Origin of the sequence: Marinobacterium weihaiense, assembly GCF_019061305.1 — a bacterium.
Classification (GTDB): domain Bacteria; phylum Pseudomonadota; class Gammaproteobacteria; order Pseudomonadales; family Balneatricaceae; genus Marinobacterium; species Marinobacterium weihaiense.
Map to the genome: position 1 here is coordinate 256,176 of NZ_JAHQZT010000001.1, position 19,618 is coordinate 275,793.

The following is a 19,618-nucleotide window of genomic DNA, read 5'->3' on the forward strand; positions in this document are numbered from 1 at the left end:
GTTAAAGGTTCCATTACATTGAAATGCCTTGGGTATTACCAGATAATTGCCGGTGGAACTCTTCTTACTACTATTAGCTTGTTGATGAGAGCCTGACATGAGCACTGCAACTGAACACCCGACTTACAACTACAAAGTCGTGCGCCAGTTCGCCATCATGACGGTGGTCTGGGGCATCGTCGGTATGGGCGTCGGCGTACTGATCGCCGCCCAGCTGGTGTGGCCTGCACTGAACTTTGAAATTCCCTGGTTGACCTACGGACGTATTCGTCCGTTACACACCAACGCGGTTATCTTCGCGTTCGGTGGATGTGCACTCTTCGCTACATCCTACTATGTAGTGCAGCGTACCTGTCAGACCCGACTGTTCTCTGATGCACTGGCATCGTTTACATTCTGGGGTTGGCAGGCCGTGATTCTGGCTGCCGCCATCACGCTGCCGATGGGTCTGACCAGCACCAAGGAGTACGCGGAACTGGAATGGCCGATCGATATCCTGATCGCTGTCGTCTGGGTCAGCTATGCAATCGTCTTCCTGGGCACCGTCAAGAACCGTAAAACGTCTCACATTTACGTGGGCAACTGGTTCTACATGGCATTTATCATTACGGTTGCCGTGCTGCACATCGTCAACAGCGTTGCCATTCCGGTCAGCCTGACCAAGTCCTACTCGGTGTACCCGGGTGCCGTGGACGCCATGGTTCAGTGGTGGTATGGCCATAACGCGGTAGGCTTCTTCCTGACTGCTGGCTTCCTGGGCATGATGTATTACTTCGTACCCAAGCAGGCCGAGCGTCCGATCTATTCCTACCGTCTGTCCATCGTGCACTTCTGGGCACTGATCGCCACCTACATGTGGGCGGGCGGTCACCACCTGCACTACTCAGCGCTGCCTGACTGGACTCAGTCTGTGGCCATGGTTATGTCCCTGATCCTGCTGGCACCGTCCTGGGGTGGCATGATCAACGGTATGATGACCCTGTCCGGCGCATGGCACAAACTGCGCACCGACCCGGTCCTGCGCTTCCTGGTGGTATCACTGTCTTTCTACGGCATGTCCACTTTCGAAGGCCCGATGATGTCCATCAAGACCGTCAACGCCCTGTCGCACAACACTGACTGGACTGTTGGTCACGTACACGCCGGCGCTCTGGGCTGGGTAGCCATGATCTCTATTGGTGCGGTTTATCACATGATCCCGCGCCTGTTCGGCAAGGCACAGATGTACTCTGTTGGCCTGATCAACACGCACTTTTGGCTGGCTACCATCGGTACCGTGCTGTACATCTGCTCCATGTGGGTCAATGGCATTCTGCAGGGTCTGATGTGGCGTGCAGTCAATGCCGACGGCACTCTGACCTACAGCTTCGTCGAAGCGCTTGAAGCCAGCCACCCGGGCTACCTGGTTCGCTGGATTGGTGGCATGTTCTTCCTGACCGGCATGCTGCTGATGGCCTTCAACGTTTGGCAGACCGTTCGCAGCGGCAGCCGCGTTCAGGCAGCTGAACCTGCTGCCCAGGCGGCCTGATTGAGACGAGGAGCGCATAGCAATGATCAAACATGAAACGATAGAAAAGAACATCGGCCTCATGATCCTGCTGATCATCATCGTGATCAGCGGCGGCGGCCTGGCGGAGATCGTTCCCCTGTTCTTCCAGAGCTCAACCACCAAGCCGATCGAAGGTCTGCGTACCTACAGCGCACTGGAGCTTGAAGGTCGTGACATCTACATCCGTGAAGGCTGCCACGTCTGCCACACCCAGATGATCCGTCCGTTCCGTGCCGAAACCGAGCGCTATGGCCACTACTCCACCGCCAACGAGCATGTATGGGAACACCCGTTCCTGTGGGGCTCCAAGCGTACCGGTCCTGATCTGGCGCGCGTAGGTGGTCGTTACTCTGACGATTGGCAGAAGGCTCACCTGTACAACCCGCGTGACGTTGTGCCCGAGTCCAAGATGCCGGCTTACCCTTGGCTGTTCGAGAATACTCTGAACGGTAAGGATACAGCTGCCAAAATGGAAACTCTGCGCAAGCTGGGCGTACCGTACACCGATGAACAGATCAGCACCGCTCGTGAAGACGTGCAGGGCAAGACCGAGATCGACGCTCTGGTCGCCTACCTGCAGTCACTGGGCAAAACGCACTCTGTTTACACAAACAAGCGGTAATTTTCAGTGAGTTACGAGGTTTATGGTCCCTATCTGCCGGTCATAATGCTGATTACCTTCATCGGCCTCTTTGTCTGGGTCCTTTTGCCCGGTAACAAGAAGCGTTTTGATGAAGCGTCCCAGCTGCCCTTCGCCGATGAAGAGCAGCACAAGAAAAGCAAGGACTCGGACCAGAACGGGACCCATAACAGGAGAGACAACAAATGAGTGCTTTCTGGAGCGCATGGGTAACCGTAATTACCCTGGCAGTCATTTTGGGCTGCGCCTGGCTGCTCTTTGCCACACGCAAGAGCGAAAAGTTCAAGGAAACGACCGAGCAGACCGTAGGTCACGTCTACGACGGCATTGAAGAGTTTGACAACCCGCTGCCGCAGTGGTGGTTCTACATGTTTGTAGCGACCGTCATCTTCGGCCTGGGCTACCTGATGCTCTACCCAGGTCTGGGCAACTTCAAGGGCCTGCTGGGCTGGACTTCCCACAACCAGTGGGAAACCGAGATGCAGCACGCCGAAGAAGTGTACCGTCCGGTCTTTGCAAAATACGCAGCACTGTCCGTTGAAGAGCTGCAGCTGCCGGCGAACGAAGAAGGTCTTAAAATGGGCCAGCGCATGTTCGCCAACAACTGCTCCGTATGTCACGGCACGGCCGGTACGGGCGCCATTGGCTTCCCGAACCTGACCGACGACGACTGGCTGTACGGTGGCGACCCGGCGACCATCAAGCAGACTCTGATCAATGGCCGTAACGGGGGTATGCCAGCTTGGGCTGATGTTCTGGGCGAGGATGGCGTACGCGATGTCGCCAGCTATGTCATGACCCTGAGCGGTAAAGAGCCCGTTGCAGGCACTGACATTGCCAACGGTGAAAAGCAGTATCAGGCACTGTGCACCGCCTGCCACGGCGCTGATGCCAAGGGCATGCACGCACTGGGTGCACCGAACCTGACCGACGATATCTGGCTCTATGGTGGTTCCTTCAAGCAGATCGCGCACACTATTCGTGCCGGTCGTGCGGGCGTCATGCCGGCACAGAAGAACCTGCTGTCTGAAGATAAGATCCACTTGATCACAGCCTACGTCTACAGCTTGTCTAATTCTGACAAGTAAGTGACACGGCGGTTGAAAAAAGGCGGCATGACGCAAGTCATGTCGCCTTTTTTGTTACGAGACTAGTATAATATTCAGCGTTCCTAATAAAACAGGAACGACCTGTCGACGTAATCAGCATTAGGTACTGGCATGAATCAGATACCGGTTAAGGACGTAACACCCAACAAGGGCAGCAAGCCGCAGCCTGAGGAATACAACCTCTACGCCAAGCGCGAGCACATTTACGTCAAGTTCTACAAAGGCTTCTTCAAGAATTTCCGTATCATTTCCGGCTTCATCATGCTGGCAATGTTTTACGGCGCTTCCTGGATTCAGTACGACGGCCGCCAGGCGATCCTCTTCGACCTCCCCAACCGTCAGTTCCACATCTTCGGTATGACATTCTGGCCGCAGGATTTCATGCTACTGTCCTGGCTACTGATCATCCTGGCTTTTACCCTTTTCTTCGTGACCGTCTTTGCCGGCCGACTTTGGTGTGGTTATGCATGTCCACAGTTCGTCTGGACTTGGCTGTTCATCTGGGCCGAGCGCATCACCGAGGGTGACCGGAACAAGCGCATGCGCATGGACAAACAGCCCATGAGCAAGCAAAAACTGGTACGCAAAACCGCCAAGCATGTGTTGTGGGTTGTCATCGCCATCACCACAGCGATTGCTTTTGTTGGTTATTTTTCACCGATCCGCGAGCTGATTCCCGACATTTTGGTGTGGGATCTAGGCCCCTGGGAAACTTGGTGGCTTGCTTTTTTTGCCGTGGCAACCTACGGCAATGCAGGCTGGCTGCGTGAGCAGGTCTGCATCTACATGTGCCCATATGCCCGCTTCCAGAGCGTCATGTTTGACCAGGATACCCTGATCATTTCGTATGACGAGGCCCGAGGTGAACCGCGCGGCAGTCGCAAAAAGAATGTCGACAAGCAGGCAGCCGGCTTGGGTGACTGTATCGACTGCAATGCTTGCGTACATGTATGCCCGGTTGGCATCGATATTCGTGACGGCCTGCAATATGAATGCGTTGCCTGCGGTGCCTGTGTTGACGCCTGTGATGATATGATGGACCGTATGGGCTATGAACGCGGACTGGTACGCTACACCACCGAACACGCCCTGAGTGGCAAAAAGACCAAGCTGCTGCGCCCCCGTCTTATCGGTTATTTTGCAGCCCTTCTGGTCATGTTTGGCGCCTTTATTTGGGCCATTGCCGACCGCGTTCCCCTTGAAGTCGACGTGATTCGCGACCGCGGCCAGCTATACACCAACACACCTTCTGGCAAAATTGAAAACGTATACACGCTTAAAATTGCCAACAAGGAACAGAATGACCACCTTTACCGTATCAGTGTGGAAGGCCTTGATGGCGTTCAGATGGTTACTGATGCGCGGATCAGCATTGCTGCCGGGGAGCTGCTCACCTACCCCGTACGACTGCAGATTGAACCGGACCAGCTCAACGCTACCAACTCAACCATTCTGTTCAGCGTCGAAGCCGAAGACAATTCTGCTATTCGCGTTGAAACCGAAAGTCGTTTCCTGGGTCCCATACCTCAACGGTAGTCCCTGAATAGACAATTTTGAGTTAGAATGACGGCCGGTTTGTCCCGGCCGTCTCTTTATTCGAAGGAGTGTCATGAACACACACGTTACCCCCCCTGCTCCCTGGTTCAAGCAACCCTGGCTCTGGTTCATACTGGCACCTCTCATCGCCGTCTTCATTTACGCCAGCATTTTCATGTACATTGCCGTCACAACCAGTGACGGTGTCGTCAAAGAAGACTATTACAAAATCGCACGCGGCATGAACATTGACACCTCACGAGCCGATCGCGCACGCGAGCTGGACCTGAACGCCGACCTGCGCCTGGACACACTTACTGGCGACATCAACCTCCGCTTGTCAGGCGTACTGGACACCTTCCCAGAACAGCTGCATCTGAACATCATTCACCCGACCCATCAGAAATATGACCAGCTGCTGACGCTGCGCAGTGTCGATGGCAAGGGCCTGTATGCAGGCAGCCTTGAAGGTGCAATGAGCAGCAAGCGATATCTGTCGCTGTCGCCTTTGGATGAAAGCTGGCAGCTGCGCCAGGAAATCGTCCCGCCCTTCAATGAGCAGCTGCGCTACTCCATGATTCCGCAGTGAATGAAGCTATGACTGTCATGCATGTGCCCGAGCAGCTCTCATGTTTTCACTGTGGCCTGCCGGTTCCTCCCGGCAGTGACTACACCGCCGTTATTGATGGTAAACGGCAGCCCATGTGCTGCCCGGGCTGCCAAGCGGTTGCACAAACCATTGTCGATGGTGGTCTGGATAATTTCTATCGCCACCGCGATCAAAGCAACGTCACCCCCCTTGCAGCGAGCGCGGCAGAGGCCGCTACTGCCGAACTGACCTTGTACGACTCGAAAAGTGTACAGGATGGGTTTGTCCGCTTTGTTGCTGATGACCATGCCGAGGCCACCCTGGTCATTGAAGGCATTACCTGTGCCGCCTGTGTCTGGCTACTTGAGCATCACCTCAGCAACCACGCAGGCGTGCAGCAGTTCAGCGTAAACCTCAGCAACCATCGTGCACGGCTGGTCTGGAATCCCCAGGCATGCAAGCTCAGCACCCTGTTTGCCGAGATCGGCCGTATTGGCTACCAAGCACACCCTTTCCACCCCAATACGGAAGAGGTGCTGCTTGAACAGGAGAAAAAACGCGCCATTCGGCGCCTGGGCATTGCTGGACTAGGTATGATGCAGGTCATGATGATGGCCATTGCACTCTATGCCGGCGCACTTCAGGACATGGAAGAACGTTTTGTCGAGTTCATCCGCTGGAGCAGTCTGGTCATCACCACACCGGTTGTACTTTATGCAGCCCAGCCGTTTTTCATCGCTGCGGTACGCGACATACGCAGCCGCCATCTCAGCATGGACGTTCCGGTGTCCATCGCCATTGGCGGCGCCTATCTTGCAAGCATATGGGCTACACTGACCAATAGTGGCGAGGTTTATTACGACTCGGTGACCATGTTCACCTTCTTTCTACTGATCGGTCGCTACGTGGAGATGCAGGCACGACACCGCACGGGCCGTGCGGGCAACGCCCTGATGGACCTGTTGCCCACCAGCGCCATGCTGTTGAGCGCAGACGGTCATGAGAAGCTGATTCCCGCCACCGAACTCAAGATGGGTGACCGCGTTCTGGTTCGCCCCGGCCATACGATCCCGGCCGACGGCGTTATTGTCGATGGTCGTAGCGCGATCAACGAGTCCGCGCTCACGGGCGAATACCTGCCTGTCACCAAGTCCGTTGATGATGCCGTTGTGGGCGGTACCATCAATGTCGAGCACCCGATTCAGGTATGCATCACTGAAGTCGGTGCCAACACACGCATTTCAGCTATTGTCGGGCTGCTAGACCGGGCCCATGCCGAAAAGCCGATGACCGCACGGGTTGCCGACCGGGTTGCGCGCTATTTCGTGATGGCGGTACTGCTGACATCAGTTACTGTGGCGACTGGCTGGTATCTGGTGTCACCGGAAGATGCCTTCTGGGTCACACTTTCGGTATTGGTGGTCACTTGCCCTTGCGCCCTTTCATTGGCAACACCAACCGCCCTGACGGCTGCTACCGGCACACTTCGCCAACAGGGTCTGCTTATTACGCGAGGCCACGTACTGGAAGGCTTGGCCAGTGCCACACATGTCATCTTTGACAAAACCGGCACCCTGACCGAGGGTAACCTCAGCATTCGCAAGATGGTGCCGATACGCTCGACAACATCGCTAACACCCTACAATATCGCAGCAGCGCTGGAACAGTCATCGGAGCACCCGATCGCGCGTGCCTTTCATCCTCACTTCACGCGTGCGGCTGATGATGTGAAAGTGGAAGTCAGCGCCGGCGTCGAGGGCTCCGTACAAGGCGAGCGCTACCGTATCGGCAAACCCGAGTATGCAGCCGCACTGTCAGGTCAGCCGCTACCGCAACAACCGGATCAGAACCTGCAGTGGCTTTTGCTCGCCGACACTCAAGGAGCGGTCGCCTGGTTTGCACTGGACGACCAGATCCGCCGTGATGCCCGCACGACCGTGGCAACTTTGAAGCACCTTGGACTTCAGGTTGGCATGCTGACGGGAGATGACTCGTCATCCGCTCAGCGCGTTGCCGACGAACTGGGTATCGATGCCGTCAAACAGGGCGTATCACCGGATGAGAAACTGGCCTTCATCAGCCAACTACAGGAACAGGGCGCCAGTGTTGTCATGGTCGGTGATGGCATCAACGACATTCCTGTGCTGGCCGGCGCCCGTACGTCCATCGCCATGGGCTCTGCCACGGACCTGGCCAAGACCAGTGCCGACGCCGTGCTCATTGCAAGCGAACTGGAACGCCTGGCCATTGCTCTGCTGGTCGCGCGCAAGACCCGCATGGTCATTCGCGAAAACCTGAGTTGGGCCCTGCTGTACAACCTGGTCGCCCTGCCATTAGCTGCTCTGGGCTTCATCGCACCTTACATGGCAGCCGTCGGCATGTCCGCCAGCTCGCTTATCGTTGTCGGGAACGCCATGCGCCTGTCGCGTCCGCCCCGTATTCGCCGCAAGTCCCAGGAGTAGTACATGGATATCATCTACCTGCTGATACCGATCGCCATCATTCTGGTCAGTGTTGCCATCTGGGCATTTTTCTGGAGTGTGAAACAAGGCCAGTTCGACGATCTCGAATCACCCGCTCACCGGATTCTGTTCGATGACGATGACGATCTGATTCCGGAGGATGCCAAGCCCGAACAAGATGCGGACAAAAAGCCTTGATTGATCTACCCCTATTAACCTCGGCACTGTTGTTTGGATTGGCCGGCAGTACGCATTGCGTCGGCATGTGCGGCGGTATTGCCGGCAGTGTCGCCATGAGCCAAAGCGCCGCTGCCGGCCGAGGCGTGCCACTCTTGGTAACGTTCAATACTGGCCGTATCGCCAGCTACGCCGTTGCCGGTTTCGCTATGGGACAGCTCGGTAGTCTGCTGACCAATAATGCCGAACTGACACTGGTGCTGCGTTCATTTGCGGCTCTGATCATGATCACCATGGGACTGTACATTGCCGGGTGGTGGCAGGGCGCTGCCTACCTGGAACGTGCTGGCGGCGTGCTCTGGCGACGCATTCGCCCCCTGAGCCGAGCCCTGCTGCCGGCCGACACGCTGACAAAATCACTGGCGCTAGGAGGGCTCTGGGGATGGCTGCCCTGTGGCCTGGTATACACGACGCTGCTGTGGTCAGGGACGGTCGCCGAGAGCCCCACCGGCAGCGCCATTTTGATGGCTGCTTTCGGCGTCGGTACGCTTCCAGCCATGCTCACAACCGCACTGCTGGCACGCCAGCTGCACCAGCTGCTGCAGCAGCAAATGACCCGCCACATTGCCGGTACCCTGGTCATCTTGTTCGGCATTGCCACCCTTCCTTGGACACTGTGGCTGCATCACGCTTGATATCCATCAACCCGCACGACTGTATTAAACATCTATAATACGTTTTTCGTATCATAGCCAAGAGGTGCCGTCGTGAACCCACATAGCAATGTCAGCTGGGATCTGGATCTTATTCATCGTTATGACCTGTCCGGCCCTCGCTATACCTCCTACCCAACTGCCATTCAGTTTGATTCGCCCCTTGCGGCGACCGAGCTGATCAGCGAAGGACGCGCCAGCGCTGACAACAACGCACCACTCTCGCTTTATGTTCACATCCCCTTTTGTGCACACGTGTGCTACTACTGCGCCTGCAACAAGACCATTATCCGCAACCGCAAGAAAGCACAGCCGTACCTCGACACGGTTTACCGCGAAATGAGCCAGCTGTCTGAGTGGTACCGGGGTAACCGCAAGGTCAACCAGTTGCACTGGGGAGGCGGCACACCTACCTTCATCAGTGATGACCAGATGCGTGAGCTGATGCAGGCATTACGCCAGCATTTCGACTTGCGTGACGATGACGAGGGAGATTACTCGATCGAAATTGACCCGCGCGAGATCGGTGAAAACACTCTGGAAGTACTGCGTGAAATTGGTTTCAACCGCATCAGCCTGGGGGTACAGGACGTCAACCTCAGAGTACAGGAAGCGGTTAACCGTGTTCAGCCCACCGAACAGGTACGTGCCGTGCTTGAACACGCACGTACACTGGGTTTCAAATCGATCAACATGGACCTGATCTACGGCCTGCCTCATCAAACCGAAGCAAGCTTTCAAGACACCTTGGATACGGTGATTGAAATGAGCCCTGATCGTCTGTCCGTATTCAACTATGCGCACCTGCCTGACCGTTTCCGTTCACAGAAGCACATCCGTGCCGAAGACCTGCCCTCGGCCGAAACGAAGCTCAGCATCCTCCAGAACACCATCAACCGGCTGCTGGATGCCGGCTATGTCTACATTGGCATGGATCACTTTGCCAAACCGGATGATGAACTGGCGATTGCTCAGGCCGAAGGCAAGCTGCACCGCAACTTTCAGGGTTACACCACTCACGCCGACTGCGATCTGGTAGCCATGGGCGTCTCTGCCATCAGTCAAATCGGCAACGTCTACTATCAGAACGAGCATGATGTAGCCGCGTACACCCAGGCTGTTGCGCAACAGCATCATGCCGTCAAACGTGGCGTAAAACTCAACACAGACGATCATATTCGCCGTGCGGTCATCACCCAGCTGATCTGTCAATTCGAGCTGGATACGCGCACGATCGAGCGCCGCTTCGAGATCGACTTCGACTGTTATTTCAGCAATGAACAGTCCGAGCTGACACAATTTGCCAATGACGGTCTGATTACGTCGCAGGATGGTATCATTAAGGTCACCCCGGCCGGACGACTGCTCATACGCCGCATCTGCATGGCTTTTGACGCTTATATCCCCAAGCAGCAGCCAACCCAGAAATTTTCGCGCATCATTTGAGCCAACCCCGGCACGGCAGGCCCGTATAGCGGGTCTGCCGCTTCACCCATGGGGGCAAATGTTACATAATGCCCGTGTAGCCATCGTGTGAAAAACCAACCAAAGGATGCCCTAATGGCCGATTGGAAATCTCAAGGAAAGCTGCACTGCTTACCTCAGGTACACTGCAAAACCTGCAGCCTGAGCACGCTGTGCCTGCCGGTATCGCTTGATCTTACCGAGATCGACCGGCTGGATGACATTATCGAAAAGAGCCGCCCCCTTAAAAAAGGTGAGCATTTGTTTCATCAGGGTGAACCCTTCAGCTCTGTATATGCGATCAGGGCCGGGACTATAAAAAGCTACACCCTGACCAACGAGGGTGAAGAACAGATCACCGGATTCTACTTCCCGGGCGAACTGGTTGGCTTAAGTGGCTTTGATGCGGAAAACTACCCCATGTCCGCCAAGGTGCTCGAAACCACAACCGTGTGTGAAATTCCGTTCGAGCGACTTGACGACTTGTCTGGCCACTTGCCGGAACTGCGTCGTCAGATGCTGCGCAGCATGAGCAAGGAGCTGCGGGATGACCAGCAAATGATGCTGCTGCTGTCCAAGAAGAACGCCGAGCAGCGTGTCGCCACTTTCCTGCTGAAACTGTCGCAGCGCTTCAAGGCTCGGGGCTATTCAGCTTCCAACTTCCGCCTGTCCATGTCGCGCAACGAGATCGGCAACTATCTTGGCCTGGCGGTTGAAACCGTAAGCCGCATTTTCACGCGTTTCCAGAAAATGGAACTTATGCGTGTTGATGGCAAGGAAGTACAGCTGACCAATCTGGACGAGATGTACCGCCTGTCTGGCGAGTCCCGCCAAGGCGAATGCCAGACCAGCCCGCAGGAAAATTCCAGCTCCTGAGCCAGGCAGAGCAAATACACTGTCGCTTTTTAACTGCACCAACCTAATACAAGGCAAAAAAAGGACGTAGCTCTCTCAAGCTACGTCCCAAGTTGCACAATGAAGTAGCCATCTCAATGTGTAACCCAACGTTTGTATTAAACCCTTCTTTTGAAACCGCGGCATTGAGTTATATCAATTGTGCGTCCAACGGAGATTGTTTCATGTCTTATGATGAATTCTATGTCAAGTCAGTGATTCGCTCGCTGCAGGACTGGCCGGAGCCTGGCGTCGTATTCCGCGATATCACGCCGATCTTCAAGGACCCCAAGGCAATGCATATGGTTTCGAATGCGTTCATCCAACGCTATATCGACAGCGACATTACCCATATTGCCTGCATCGATGCCCGCGGTTTCCTGTTTGGCTCAATCATGGCCTACCAGCTTAATCTGCCGCTAGTCCTGGTGCGCAAGAAAGGCAAGTTGCCCGGTGAAACCGTACATCAGGATTACCAGCTGGAATACGGCACTTCGGCTGTGGAAATGCAGATTGATGCCGTTACCAACGGTGACCGTGTCCTGCTGTTTGACGACCTCATTGCAACGGGCGGTACTCTGCTCGCGGCCTGCACGCTAATCAACAAGCTGGGGGCCGAAGTGGTCGAAGCGGCTGCACTGATCGATCTGCCTGACTTGCAGGGATCGACTCGACTGCAGGAGCTGGGCATTCCGGTCTACTCTCTGCTGGCCTATGAGGGTCACTGATCCCTGACGCCGACACTCTTTTTTCTGGAGTATCGACACTGGTGCAGACCGCTTACTGCGGCTGCATGCCCCCACCACTCTTTTTTGGATGCCGCCGTGAAACGCACCCTTGCCCTGTTGTTGTTGCTGGTCTGCCTGCCGCTGCAGGCGGGTGATCGACTGCCTTACTTCAGCGGTTTTGATACGCTCTCGCGTACCGCGCCCAATGCCCGGGTGCTGGTGATGCTTTTTTCCCAACCTGACTGCCGGTATTGCGACCTGGTACGGGAGGAGTTTCTGTTGCCGCTGCAGTCCCAACAACGTACGGATCTGGCCATCCGTGAACTTAAGGTCCCCAGCGACACCGAGGTCAGGAATGCAACACAACAACTGGTTACGCCAGGGACTTTCGCCAAGCAATATGCGATTGCATTTTACCCCAGCGTGCTGGTTATCAGCCCCGATGGCACACCTCTAGGCGAACCACTCATCGGTATCAGCTCGCGTGATTTTTACGGCTTTTATCTCGATCAGGCGATCAACAAGGCACTTGCGGCTTCTACTCCCTGATCCGAATGTTTCAATGACACCTTTCTTCTGGAGAATTCATGCTCTGGTTCCGCAACCTCATTTTCTATCGGTTTGAACCGCCCGCCGGGCTGACACAGGAACATCTTGAACAGGCACTGGCCTCACATCCTTTCAAGCCCTGCGGCAGTCAGGAGCTGAGCAGCAGTGGCTGGAACCAGCCGGTACAGGAAGCCGAAGACATGCTGGTATTCAGCAGCAACGGTTTTTTGCTGATTAACCTGGCTCAGGAAGAGCGCATTCTGCCGGCCAGCGTCATCCGCGAACAGCTCGATGAGCGCGTTGCGTTGATTGAGGCTGAACAGTCGCGCAAGGTCTATCGCAAGGAAAAGCTGCAGCTCAAGGATGAAGTCGTGCTGGACCTGCTGCCGCGCAGCTTCACCCGCCGCAAACGCACCGAAGCCATCCTGATGCCTCAACAGGGGTGGATTGTGGTAAATGCGTCAAGCCACAAGCGTGCCGAAGAACTGCTCAACCAGCTGCGTCAGGCCCTGGGGTCACTGACCGTGCGTCTGCCCCTGACACAGATTTCGGCCGACAAGGTGATGACGGCCTGGCTGCAGGGCGAAGCCATGCCGCAAGGCTGGGCGCTGGAAGACGAATGCGAACTGCGCGACCCGACCACCGAAGGCAGCAAGATCAGCGCCAAGGGGCAGGACCTGCTATGTGACGAGATCAGTGCGCACATCACGGCTGGTATGCTGGTCAAGCGCCTGGCTTTAGAATGGCAACAACAAATACGTTTTGTATTGCATGAAGACCTCAGCCTGCACCGGCTGAAACTGAGTGACGAGTACCGTGAACAGCTGGATGCCGAAGCACCGGAAGACGTACTGGCTGCGTGCGATGCTGAACTGGCACGCCTGGGACTTGAGTATGCGCGTCTGCTGCCGGAATTGCTGCAGACGCTTGGAGGCGAGGCGGAGCACTGACCTCAGGGGGTTTCGACCCCCTCACCCACCACGCTGAAGCCCAGGCTGGTCCAGGCCTGCATGCCACCACGGTAGTACTTGAGCTTCTCTGCTGGGTATCCGAGCGCCAAAAGCTTGCGAATCATGGCCGGTGTCTGACCACACCAGTAACCATTACAGAACATAGCCAATGTCTTCGCGCCGCCGAAGTCGTAAACCCCATCCTCGTTGCGCTTGATACCGAAGTCATCCAGCGCCCAGTCGCGATCATCTGGATCGTCCATCATGGTATAGGGATAGCTCTGTGCACCGGGTATCGTCAATCGTACATGCCAGCCAACGGTGCGCGTATCCACGATCATGACTGCATCATCACTCTGCGCTTGCATCATGTATTCCACGAACTCCCGCTCGCCAATGGTATCGACTGCATGGGGTGCGAACGGGTACATTGGCTGAGGAACCCCGCGCCAGGTAGTCGCATAGAGTTCATGAACGCGATTGGACTTGTCTTGATTGCGCATGACCTCAACTGGCTCGCCATCATGCATCACACTGAACGAATACAGCTCCGGGGTAATCATAACGCGTGTATCGGACTGCTCGGCCAGCGCCATACCGGACATTGTCATCAAGCCTGTAAAGGCCACCGCCGTCAACCAGCGTTTTTCCATGTTGATTTCTCCTTAACACACAAGTGGGGGCAGCACGGGCAGCCGAATTCATGGCCTGACCGCATGCCGGCCAGTTTTATCGCCCACAACTTGATCATTGTCAAATTGCCGATAAACTGACGCCTCAATAATCGGGAGCGTGCATGTACAGCGTTAAAGAAATTTTCTACACCCTGCAGGGTGAAGGTGCCCAAAGCGGGCGAGCCTCGGTTTTTTGCCGTTTTGCCGGTTGCAATCTCTGGTCGGGGCGAGAGCAAGACCGCAGCGGCTCCATCTGCGACTTCTGTGACACAGACTTTATCGGCACCGACGGCCAAAATGGCGGCAAGTTTGCCAGTGCGGATGCGTTGGCTGAACGTATCGAGTCATTCTGGCCACAGGGCACCGACAACCGTTACGTTGTGTGTACCGGTGGTGAACCAGCGCTGCAACTCGACGAAGCACTGGTCGATGCCCTGCACGCGCGCGGCTTCGAGATTGCAATCGAGACCAATGGCACCAAACCCCTGCCCAACGGCATCGACTGGGTTTGTGTCAGCCCCAAAGGCAGCAGTGACATCCTGATCACCAAGGGGGATGAGCTCAAGCTGGTCTATCCGCAGAGTGCAGCCATGCCGGAACGTTTTGCCGCATTTACGTTCAGCCATTACTACCTACAACCGATGGACGGCCCGCTACAGGACACCAACACGCGTCGCTGCATTGACTACTGCCAGGCACATCCACGCTGGAAACTGAGCCTCCAGACCCACAAGATGATCGGTATCGAATAACCCTACCCCTGCTGGGCACGCAGCGGCCGCATCCATACCGATCGGTTGCGTGCCAGCAGGATCATGGCTGCCGGTAGCTGCATCAAAACGCCATAAATCAACGCGCTGGCGGACATTTCTGCATTCTGCAACAGGCCACCGGTCACCAGTAACGCCGTGCCCGCATTTTGAATGCCGACTTCGATTGCCAGCGTGATACGCTGCTCATGACACACCCCTGACAGCCACGCCAGTCCATAACCGAATGCCAGTGCCAAGCAGGACAACGCCAGCGCCACGGGCCCAACCTGTGCCAGCATGCTCGGCAGCCCGTCCCAGTTGGCCCGCACGATCGCCGTCACGATCAAAATCATGAACACCAGCGCGCCTATCTTGACCGGCTTCAACATGCGCTTGCACAGCTGCGGCCGCCAGGCGGCGATCGTCATGCCCACCATGACCGGCACCAGCGTCACCAGCACCACCTTGGCAATGGTTGGCAACACCGGGAAACGACCGATATCTGCGCCAAGACCCTGGTATTGCAAAGCCCACAGAGTCAGTACCGGCAACGTAAAGGGGGTAATGAAGCTGGTGACTGCGGTCAAGGAGATCGACAGCGCCGTGTCTCCTCGCGCCAGCAGCGTCAACATGTTGGATGTAGCGCCACCCGGGGCGAAGGTCAGAATCATCATGCCAACCGCCAGCGCTGGCGGCAGCGAAACCCAGGACAGCACCATTAGCCCAAGCAACGGCAAAACCAGCAACTGCCCCGCCACCCCTGCCAGCAGGGCTCTGGGCTGCTGCCACAGGCGTACGAAGTGGCTGCGCTCAAGCGTCATGCCCACCCCCAGCATGATGCTGAACAGGGCAAGAGGCAGAATCCATTGTGTCATATACGAAGCTTGCACGAACACTCAACTCCTGCGCGACCGAAACCAGCCATGTTAAGGGATCAGTCATGAACGGACAATGACAGCGCCAGCCCGCGGCATGCCTGGGCTGGGCCAGCCTGCCCACATCTACTGTGGATAACGCTGTGAAAACCACTCTTTCAAACCCTGCCAGCGCCGATGAACTCTGGCATGAATACAGTTTGGTTGTTTTTTAAACATCAGTTTTATGACCAATAAAATCAATCGCTTAACTATCCTCCTAACACCACCAAAGGTATAGTGCTAGAGACTTTAGTCATATCCAGATATGATACGCCGCTGATTTAAGCGGAGTATCGACCCATGCAGGAACAACTGGACCAGCGCCGCAAGGCAGCCGAACGTGTCACCATCATTGGTGGTGCGCTTGATGGCGTACTGGGCCTGCTCAAGATACTGGTTGGCGTGGTTGCCAACTCCAGTGCCCTGATTGCGGACGGTATCCATTCGCTGTCGGATCTGTTCACCGATCTGATGGTCATTATAGTGCTGCGCCTCTCTCACCAGGCCCCTGACGAGAACCACCCGTGGGGACATGCCCGTTTCGAAACCATCGGCACAGTTGCACTTGGGGTCATCCTGGTTGCTGTTGGTGGTGCTATGGCCTATGAAAGTGTCAGTCTGCTGTTTGCCGAGGCCCCTCCTGCCCTCCCTGGCTGGCCTGCACTGGTCGTGGCGGCCATTTCGATCCTGAGCAAGGAATGGATCTTCCGCTACACGCTTAACGTCGGCCGCAAGCTGCAGTCGGACCTGATCATTGCCAACGCTTGGCATAGCCGTACCGACGCGCTGTCGTCGATCGTCGTTTTGGTTGCCGTAGGCGGCGCCATGGCGGGCATCTGGTGGCTGGATGCTCTGGCTGCCGTACTTGTGGCGCTGCTGGTGGGCAAGATCGGCTGGGAACTGGTTGCCAAGAGCGTGACTGAACTGGTTGATACCGCCCTGCCGGAGGAGCGTGTCAGCGAGCTGCGTGATCAGGTGCTGAGTGTGGAGGGAGTCGTCAATGTCCACAGCTTTAAAAGTCGCCTTATGGGCAATCAGAGCCTGCTCGAAATGCACCTGCAAGTCGCGCCCCACCTGAGTGCGGCCGAAGGTCATTACATCGGCGATAACGTGGTCTGCCGACTGCAAAGCCGCTTCGACAACATTGGCCATGTCATCTTTCACATCGACACCTACGATGACGAGGAGATGCATCCCGAGACCTTCTGCCCGGTGATGCCTGGACGCCGTGAAGTCAGCCAGCACCTGGATGCGGCCATGACCCGTATCCTGGGTGACAATCCGGATTATGAGCTAATTCTCTACTACCACCCTGAATACATTGACCTGGATATCAAGGCATCGGCGCAGATCCATCAGTTACTCGAACAGACCGGACTCAGCGCCGACGCCCTACAGCAGTCCCTGCGCGAACAGCTGGCCAGCCTCAACTGGTTCCGATATCTCAATCTCTGGTTGCCGCCGCGCTAAGATCTCACCAGCAAGGGCCATACAGGCACAAAAAAAGCCGGCAATGCCGGCTTTTTGCTGCTGGAGCTCTCAGCGCGCGGGCTCACGCATGGTCACAAACTCTTCCGCCGCCGTTGGGTGAATGCCGATGGTGCTGTCAAACACGGCCTTGGTCGCGCCGGCCTTCAAGGCCACACCAATCCCCTGAATGATCTCGCCCGCTTCAGCGCCTACCATGTGCACCCCGAGTACACGGTCAGTGTCCGCATCCACGATCATCTTCATCAGCGTGCGCTCTTCGCTGCCGCTGAGGGTATGTTTCAGCGCTCGGAACTCGGAGCGGAACACCTGAATGCGCGCATACCGTTCGCGGGCTTGCTCTTCGGTCAACCCCACGGTGCCGATATTCGGCTGACAGAAAACGGCCGTCGGAATGAGCTCATAGTCCACTTCCGAGCTGCCCCCGGCATACAGATGACGCACCAGCGCCATGCCTTCGGCCAGGGCCACGGGGGTGAGCTGAACCCGATCAATCACATCACCAATGGCATAAATCGACGGAACGGTACTTTGGAAGCTGTCGTTGACGATAATGGCACCACTGCTATGCTGTGCAACGCTGACATTTTCCAGTCCCAACCCGCGGGTATTAGGCACTCGCCCGGTCGCATACAGAATCTGGTCGGCTTCAAGGGTTCGACCATCGGTCAGCTGCGCCTGAAGGCGACCGTCGGCGAGCTTGTCGATCCGCGTGATATTGCAGTTGAAATTGAGGTTCACGCCCTTTTTGGCCACTTCCTGGGCCGTGAACTCACGCACTTCCTGATCGAAGCCACGCAGGAACAGATCGCCGCGATACAGCAGCTCGGTCCGCGCCCCAAGGCCTGCGAAGATGCCGGCAAATTCCACCGCGATGTAGCCGCCCCCCACCACGATGACATCCTGCGGGAATTGCTCCAGATCAAACACCTCATTGGAACTGATGACATGCTCGCGACCCTCGATATCCGGTACATGAGGCCAGCCCCCGGTCGCCACCAAAATACGCTCTGCGCTATAGGTCTGTTCACCGACACGCACTTCGTGCGCGCCGATGATTTCGGCGCGCCCATTGATGAGCGTACAACCGGCGTTTTCCAGCAGGCGCGTATAAATGCCGTTCAGGCGCGCGATTTCCTGCTGTTTGTTGTCACGCAAGGTCGGCCAATCAAACCGAACATCGCCGGCTGCAAGACCATATCCGGCCGCTTCATGAAAGCTCTCGGCATAGTGCGATGCATAGACATAGAGCTTTTTCGGAACACAGCCTACATTGACACAGGTGCCCCCAAGATAGCGGTCTTCTGCCACAGCCACCCGCACACCCTGTGCTGCCGCCATGCGACCGGCGCGCACCCCCCCGGAACCTGCACCGATTACAAACAAGTCAAAATCAAAATCTGCCACTGTAACTCCTTGAATACCTTAATTGTTGGCCGCTAATAGCCCTGTATTCTACCCCTGCTGACAGGTGGCTCCCAATTGAAACCCGGCACAGATGATAATAGTGAAAAGCTATGAAGCGAGGCCTGCAAAGTCTGTGCTTTCTGATACCATATCGCGCCTATTCACGTATCGCCACAGGTCCGACATGAAGCTGATCTCTTTCAATACCAACGGCATTCGCGCCCGCATGCACCAGCTTGAGCGCTTGATCGACAAACACCAGCCCGACGTCATTGGCATCCAGGAAACCAAGGTGGCTGACGAACAGTTTCCCGTCGCACAGATCGAGGCGCTGGGCTACCACGTGGTCTACCATGGCCAGAAAACGCATTATGGAGTTTGCCTGATTTCACGCCAGCCCGCTGAAAACGTGCAGTACGGATTTCCCACTGACGAACCGGATGCACAGCGTCGCATGATCATGGCGGATTTCACCAGCGCCAACGGCACACGCATGCGTGTACTCAACGGTTATTTCCCTCAGGGCGAGAACATCGATCATCCGATCAAATTCCCGGCCAAGCGCCGCTTTTATGCCGATCTGTTGCAACACCTGCAGGAGGCCTGCACCCCGGACCAGCCCCTGGTCGTGATGGGCGACCTGAACATTTCGGCCGAGGACCGCGATATCGGTATCGGCGAACCCAACCGCAAGCGCTGGCTGCGCACTGGCAAGACCAGCTTCCAACCGGAAGAGCGTGAATGGCTGGCGCGCCTGCATGAATGGGGACTTAAGGACTGCTTCCGCCACCTGCACCCGGATGAAGACCGGCTGTTCAGCTGGTTCGACTATCGCAGCCGAGGATTCGACGACGACCCCAAGCGCGGACTGCGCATCGATGCCATTCTGGCGACCCCCGTACTGGTGGAAGCCTGCATCGACAGCGGCATCGATTACGAACTCAGGGGCATGGAAAAGCCTTCCGACCATGCCCCGATATGGGCCGAGTTCGATACCTGAAACCCGCCTCCGGACTCTGT

Annotated in this window: 20 protein-coding genes; 17 read left to right on the plus strand and 3 right to left on the minus strand. The window is 56.3% G+C overall.

Going from position 1 to position 19,618, the window contains the following annotated elements; translation table 11 throughout:
• Nucleotides 1-97: 97 nt before the first annotated feature.
• The 14 genes from ccoN to KTN04_RS01315 all read left to right on the plus strand — a co-directional run bounded on the left by ccoN (nucleotide 98) and on the right by KTN04_RS01315 (nucleotide 13,360).
• Complete coding sequence (ccoN, locus tag KTN04_RS01250) at nucleotides 98-1,528, plus strand: cytochrome-c oxidase, cbb3-type subunit I (protein ID WP_217333384.1); 1,431 nt, start codon at nucleotides 98-100, stop codon at nucleotides 1,526-1,528.
• Nucleotides 1,529-1,550: 22 nt separating this feature from the next.
• A complete protein-coding gene (gene ccoO / locus KTN04_RS01255) occupies nucleotides 1,551-2,171 on the plus strand; it encodes a cytochrome-c oxidase, cbb3-type subunit II (RefSeq protein ID WP_217333385.1) in 621 nt (206 codons plus the stop codon).
• Nucleotides 2,172-2,177: 6 nt separating this feature from the next.
• A complete protein-coding gene (locus KTN04_RS01260; protein ID WP_217333386.1) occupies nucleotides 2,178-2,378 on the plus strand; it encodes a cbb3-type cytochrome oxidase subunit 3 in 201 nt (66 codons plus the stop codon).
• Complete coding sequence (gene ccoP / locus KTN04_RS01265) at nucleotides 2,375-3,277, plus strand: cytochrome-c oxidase, cbb3-type subunit III (RefSeq protein ID WP_217333387.1); 903 nt, start codon at nucleotides 2,375-2,377, stop codon at nucleotides 3,275-3,277. Before KTN04_RS01260 ends, ccoP begins: the two co-directional genes overlap by 4 nt.
• A 132-nt stretch (nucleotides 3,278-3,409) precedes the next feature.
• Nucleotides 3,410-4,834: a cytochrome c oxidase accessory protein CcoG gene (gene ccoG / locus KTN04_RS01270; protein WP_217333388.1), complete on the plus strand. Its 1,425-nt coding sequence runs from the start codon at nucleotides 3,410-3,412 to the stop codon at nucleotides 4,832-4,834.
• A gap of 73 nt (nucleotides 4,835-4,907) precedes the next feature.
• Complete coding sequence (locus KTN04_RS01275) at nucleotides 4,908-5,423, plus strand: FixH family protein (RefSeq protein WP_217333389.1); 516 nt, start codon at nucleotides 4,908-4,910, stop codon at nucleotides 5,421-5,423.
• Nucleotides 5,424-5,431: 8 nt separating this feature from the next.
• Nucleotides 5,432-7,885: a heavy metal translocating P-type ATPase gene (locus tag KTN04_RS01280; protein ID WP_217333390.1), complete on the plus strand. Its 2,454-nt coding sequence runs from the start codon at nucleotides 5,432-5,434 to the stop codon at nucleotides 7,883-7,885.
• 3 nt (nucleotides 7,886-7,888) lie between these two features.
• Nucleotides 7,889-8,083, plus strand: a complete 195-nt coding sequence (gene ccoS / locus KTN04_RS01285) for a cbb3-type cytochrome oxidase assembly protein CcoS (RefSeq protein WP_217333391.1) — start codon at nucleotides 7,889-7,891, stop codon at nucleotides 8,081-8,083.
• Nucleotides 8,080-8,757 carry a sulfite exporter TauE/SafE family protein gene (locus KTN04_RS01290; protein WP_217333392.1) on the plus strand — a complete coding sequence of 226 codons (678 nt, stop codon included), beginning with the start codon at nucleotides 8,080-8,082 and terminating at the stop codon, nucleotides 8,755-8,757. Before ccoS ends, KTN04_RS01290 begins: the two co-directional genes overlap by 4 nt.
• 72 nt (nucleotides 8,758-8,829) lie before the next feature.
• Nucleotides 8,830-10,221, plus strand: a complete 1,392-nt coding sequence (gene hemN, locus KTN04_RS01295) for an oxygen-independent coproporphyrinogen III oxidase (protein ID WP_217333393.1) — start codon at nucleotides 8,830-8,832, stop codon at nucleotides 10,219-10,221.
• A gap of 114 nt (nucleotides 10,222-10,335) precedes the next feature.
• Complete coding sequence (gene fnr / locus KTN04_RS01300; protein WP_217333394.1) at nucleotides 10,336-11,115, plus strand: fumarate/nitrate reduction transcriptional regulator Fnr; 780 nt, start codon at nucleotides 10,336-10,338, stop codon at nucleotides 11,113-11,115.
• Nucleotides 11,116-11,318: 203 nt separating this feature from the next.
• Nucleotides 11,319-11,861, plus strand: a complete 543-nt coding sequence (locus KTN04_RS01305; RefSeq protein ID WP_217333395.1) for an adenine phosphoribosyltransferase — start codon at nucleotides 11,319-11,321, stop codon at nucleotides 11,859-11,861.
• Nucleotides 11,862-11,957: 96 nt separating this feature from the next.
• Complete coding sequence (locus tag KTN04_RS01310) at nucleotides 11,958-12,410, plus strand: thioredoxin domain-containing protein (RefSeq protein WP_217333396.1); 453 nt, start codon at nucleotides 11,958-11,960, stop codon at nucleotides 12,408-12,410.
• A gap of 38 nt (nucleotides 12,411-12,448) precedes the next feature.
• The gene (locus tag KTN04_RS01315; protein ID WP_217333397.1) at nucleotides 12,449-13,360 is read left to right on the plus strand and encodes a recombination-associated protein RdgC; all 912 of its coding nucleotides are present in this window, start codon (nucleotides 12,449-12,451) and stop codon (nucleotides 13,358-13,360) included.
• A gap of 2 nt (nucleotides 13,361-13,362) precedes the next feature.
• Here the strand turns inward: KTN04_RS01315 and KTN04_RS01320 are convergent, their stop codons facing one another.
• Entirely contained in the window at nucleotides 13,363-14,013 is a 651-nt protein-coding gene (locus KTN04_RS01320) for a rhodanese-like domain-containing protein (RefSeq protein WP_217333398.1), read from the minus strand.
• Nucleotides 14,014-14,156: 143 nt separating this feature from the next.
• On the opposite strand from KTN04_RS01320, the gene queE reads away from it, so the two are divergent.
• Entirely contained in the window at nucleotides 14,157-14,786 is a 630-nt protein-coding gene (queE, locus tag KTN04_RS01325) for a 7-carboxy-7-deazaguanine synthase (protein WP_217333399.1), read from the plus strand.
• Nucleotides 14,787-14,788: 2 nt separating this feature from the next.
• Here the strand turns inward: queE and KTN04_RS01330 are convergent, their stop codons facing one another.
• Complete coding sequence (locus KTN04_RS01330) at nucleotides 14,789-15,676, minus strand: bile acid:sodium symporter family protein (RefSeq protein WP_217333400.1); 888 nt, start codon at nucleotides 15,674-15,676, stop codon at nucleotides 14,789-14,791.
• Between the two features lie 327 nt (nucleotides 15,677-16,003).
• Between KTN04_RS01330 and KTN04_RS01335 the strand changes: the two genes are divergently transcribed.
• Nucleotides 16,004-17,173: a cation diffusion facilitator family transporter gene (locus KTN04_RS01335; protein ID WP_217333401.1), complete on the plus strand. Its 1,170-nt coding sequence runs from the start codon at nucleotides 16,004-16,006 to the stop codon at nucleotides 17,171-17,173.
• Between the two features lie 69 nt (nucleotides 17,174-17,242).
• Here KTN04_RS01335 and gor read toward each other — a convergent pair whose 3' ends face one another.
• Nucleotides 17,243-18,598 (minus strand): glutathione-disulfide reductase, encoded by a 1,356-nt coding sequence (gene gor, locus KTN04_RS01340; RefSeq protein ID WP_217333402.1) that lies wholly within the window; start codon nucleotides 18,596-18,598, stop codon nucleotides 17,243-17,245.
• Nucleotides 18,599-18,782: 184 nt separating this feature from the next.
• On the opposite strand from gor, the gene xthA reads away from it, so the two are divergent.
• Nucleotides 18,783-19,598, plus strand: a complete 816-nt coding sequence (gene xthA / locus KTN04_RS01345) for an exodeoxyribonuclease III (protein ID WP_217333403.1) — start codon at nucleotides 18,783-18,785, stop codon at nucleotides 19,596-19,598.
• Nucleotides 19,599-19,618: the final 20 nt, after the last annotated feature.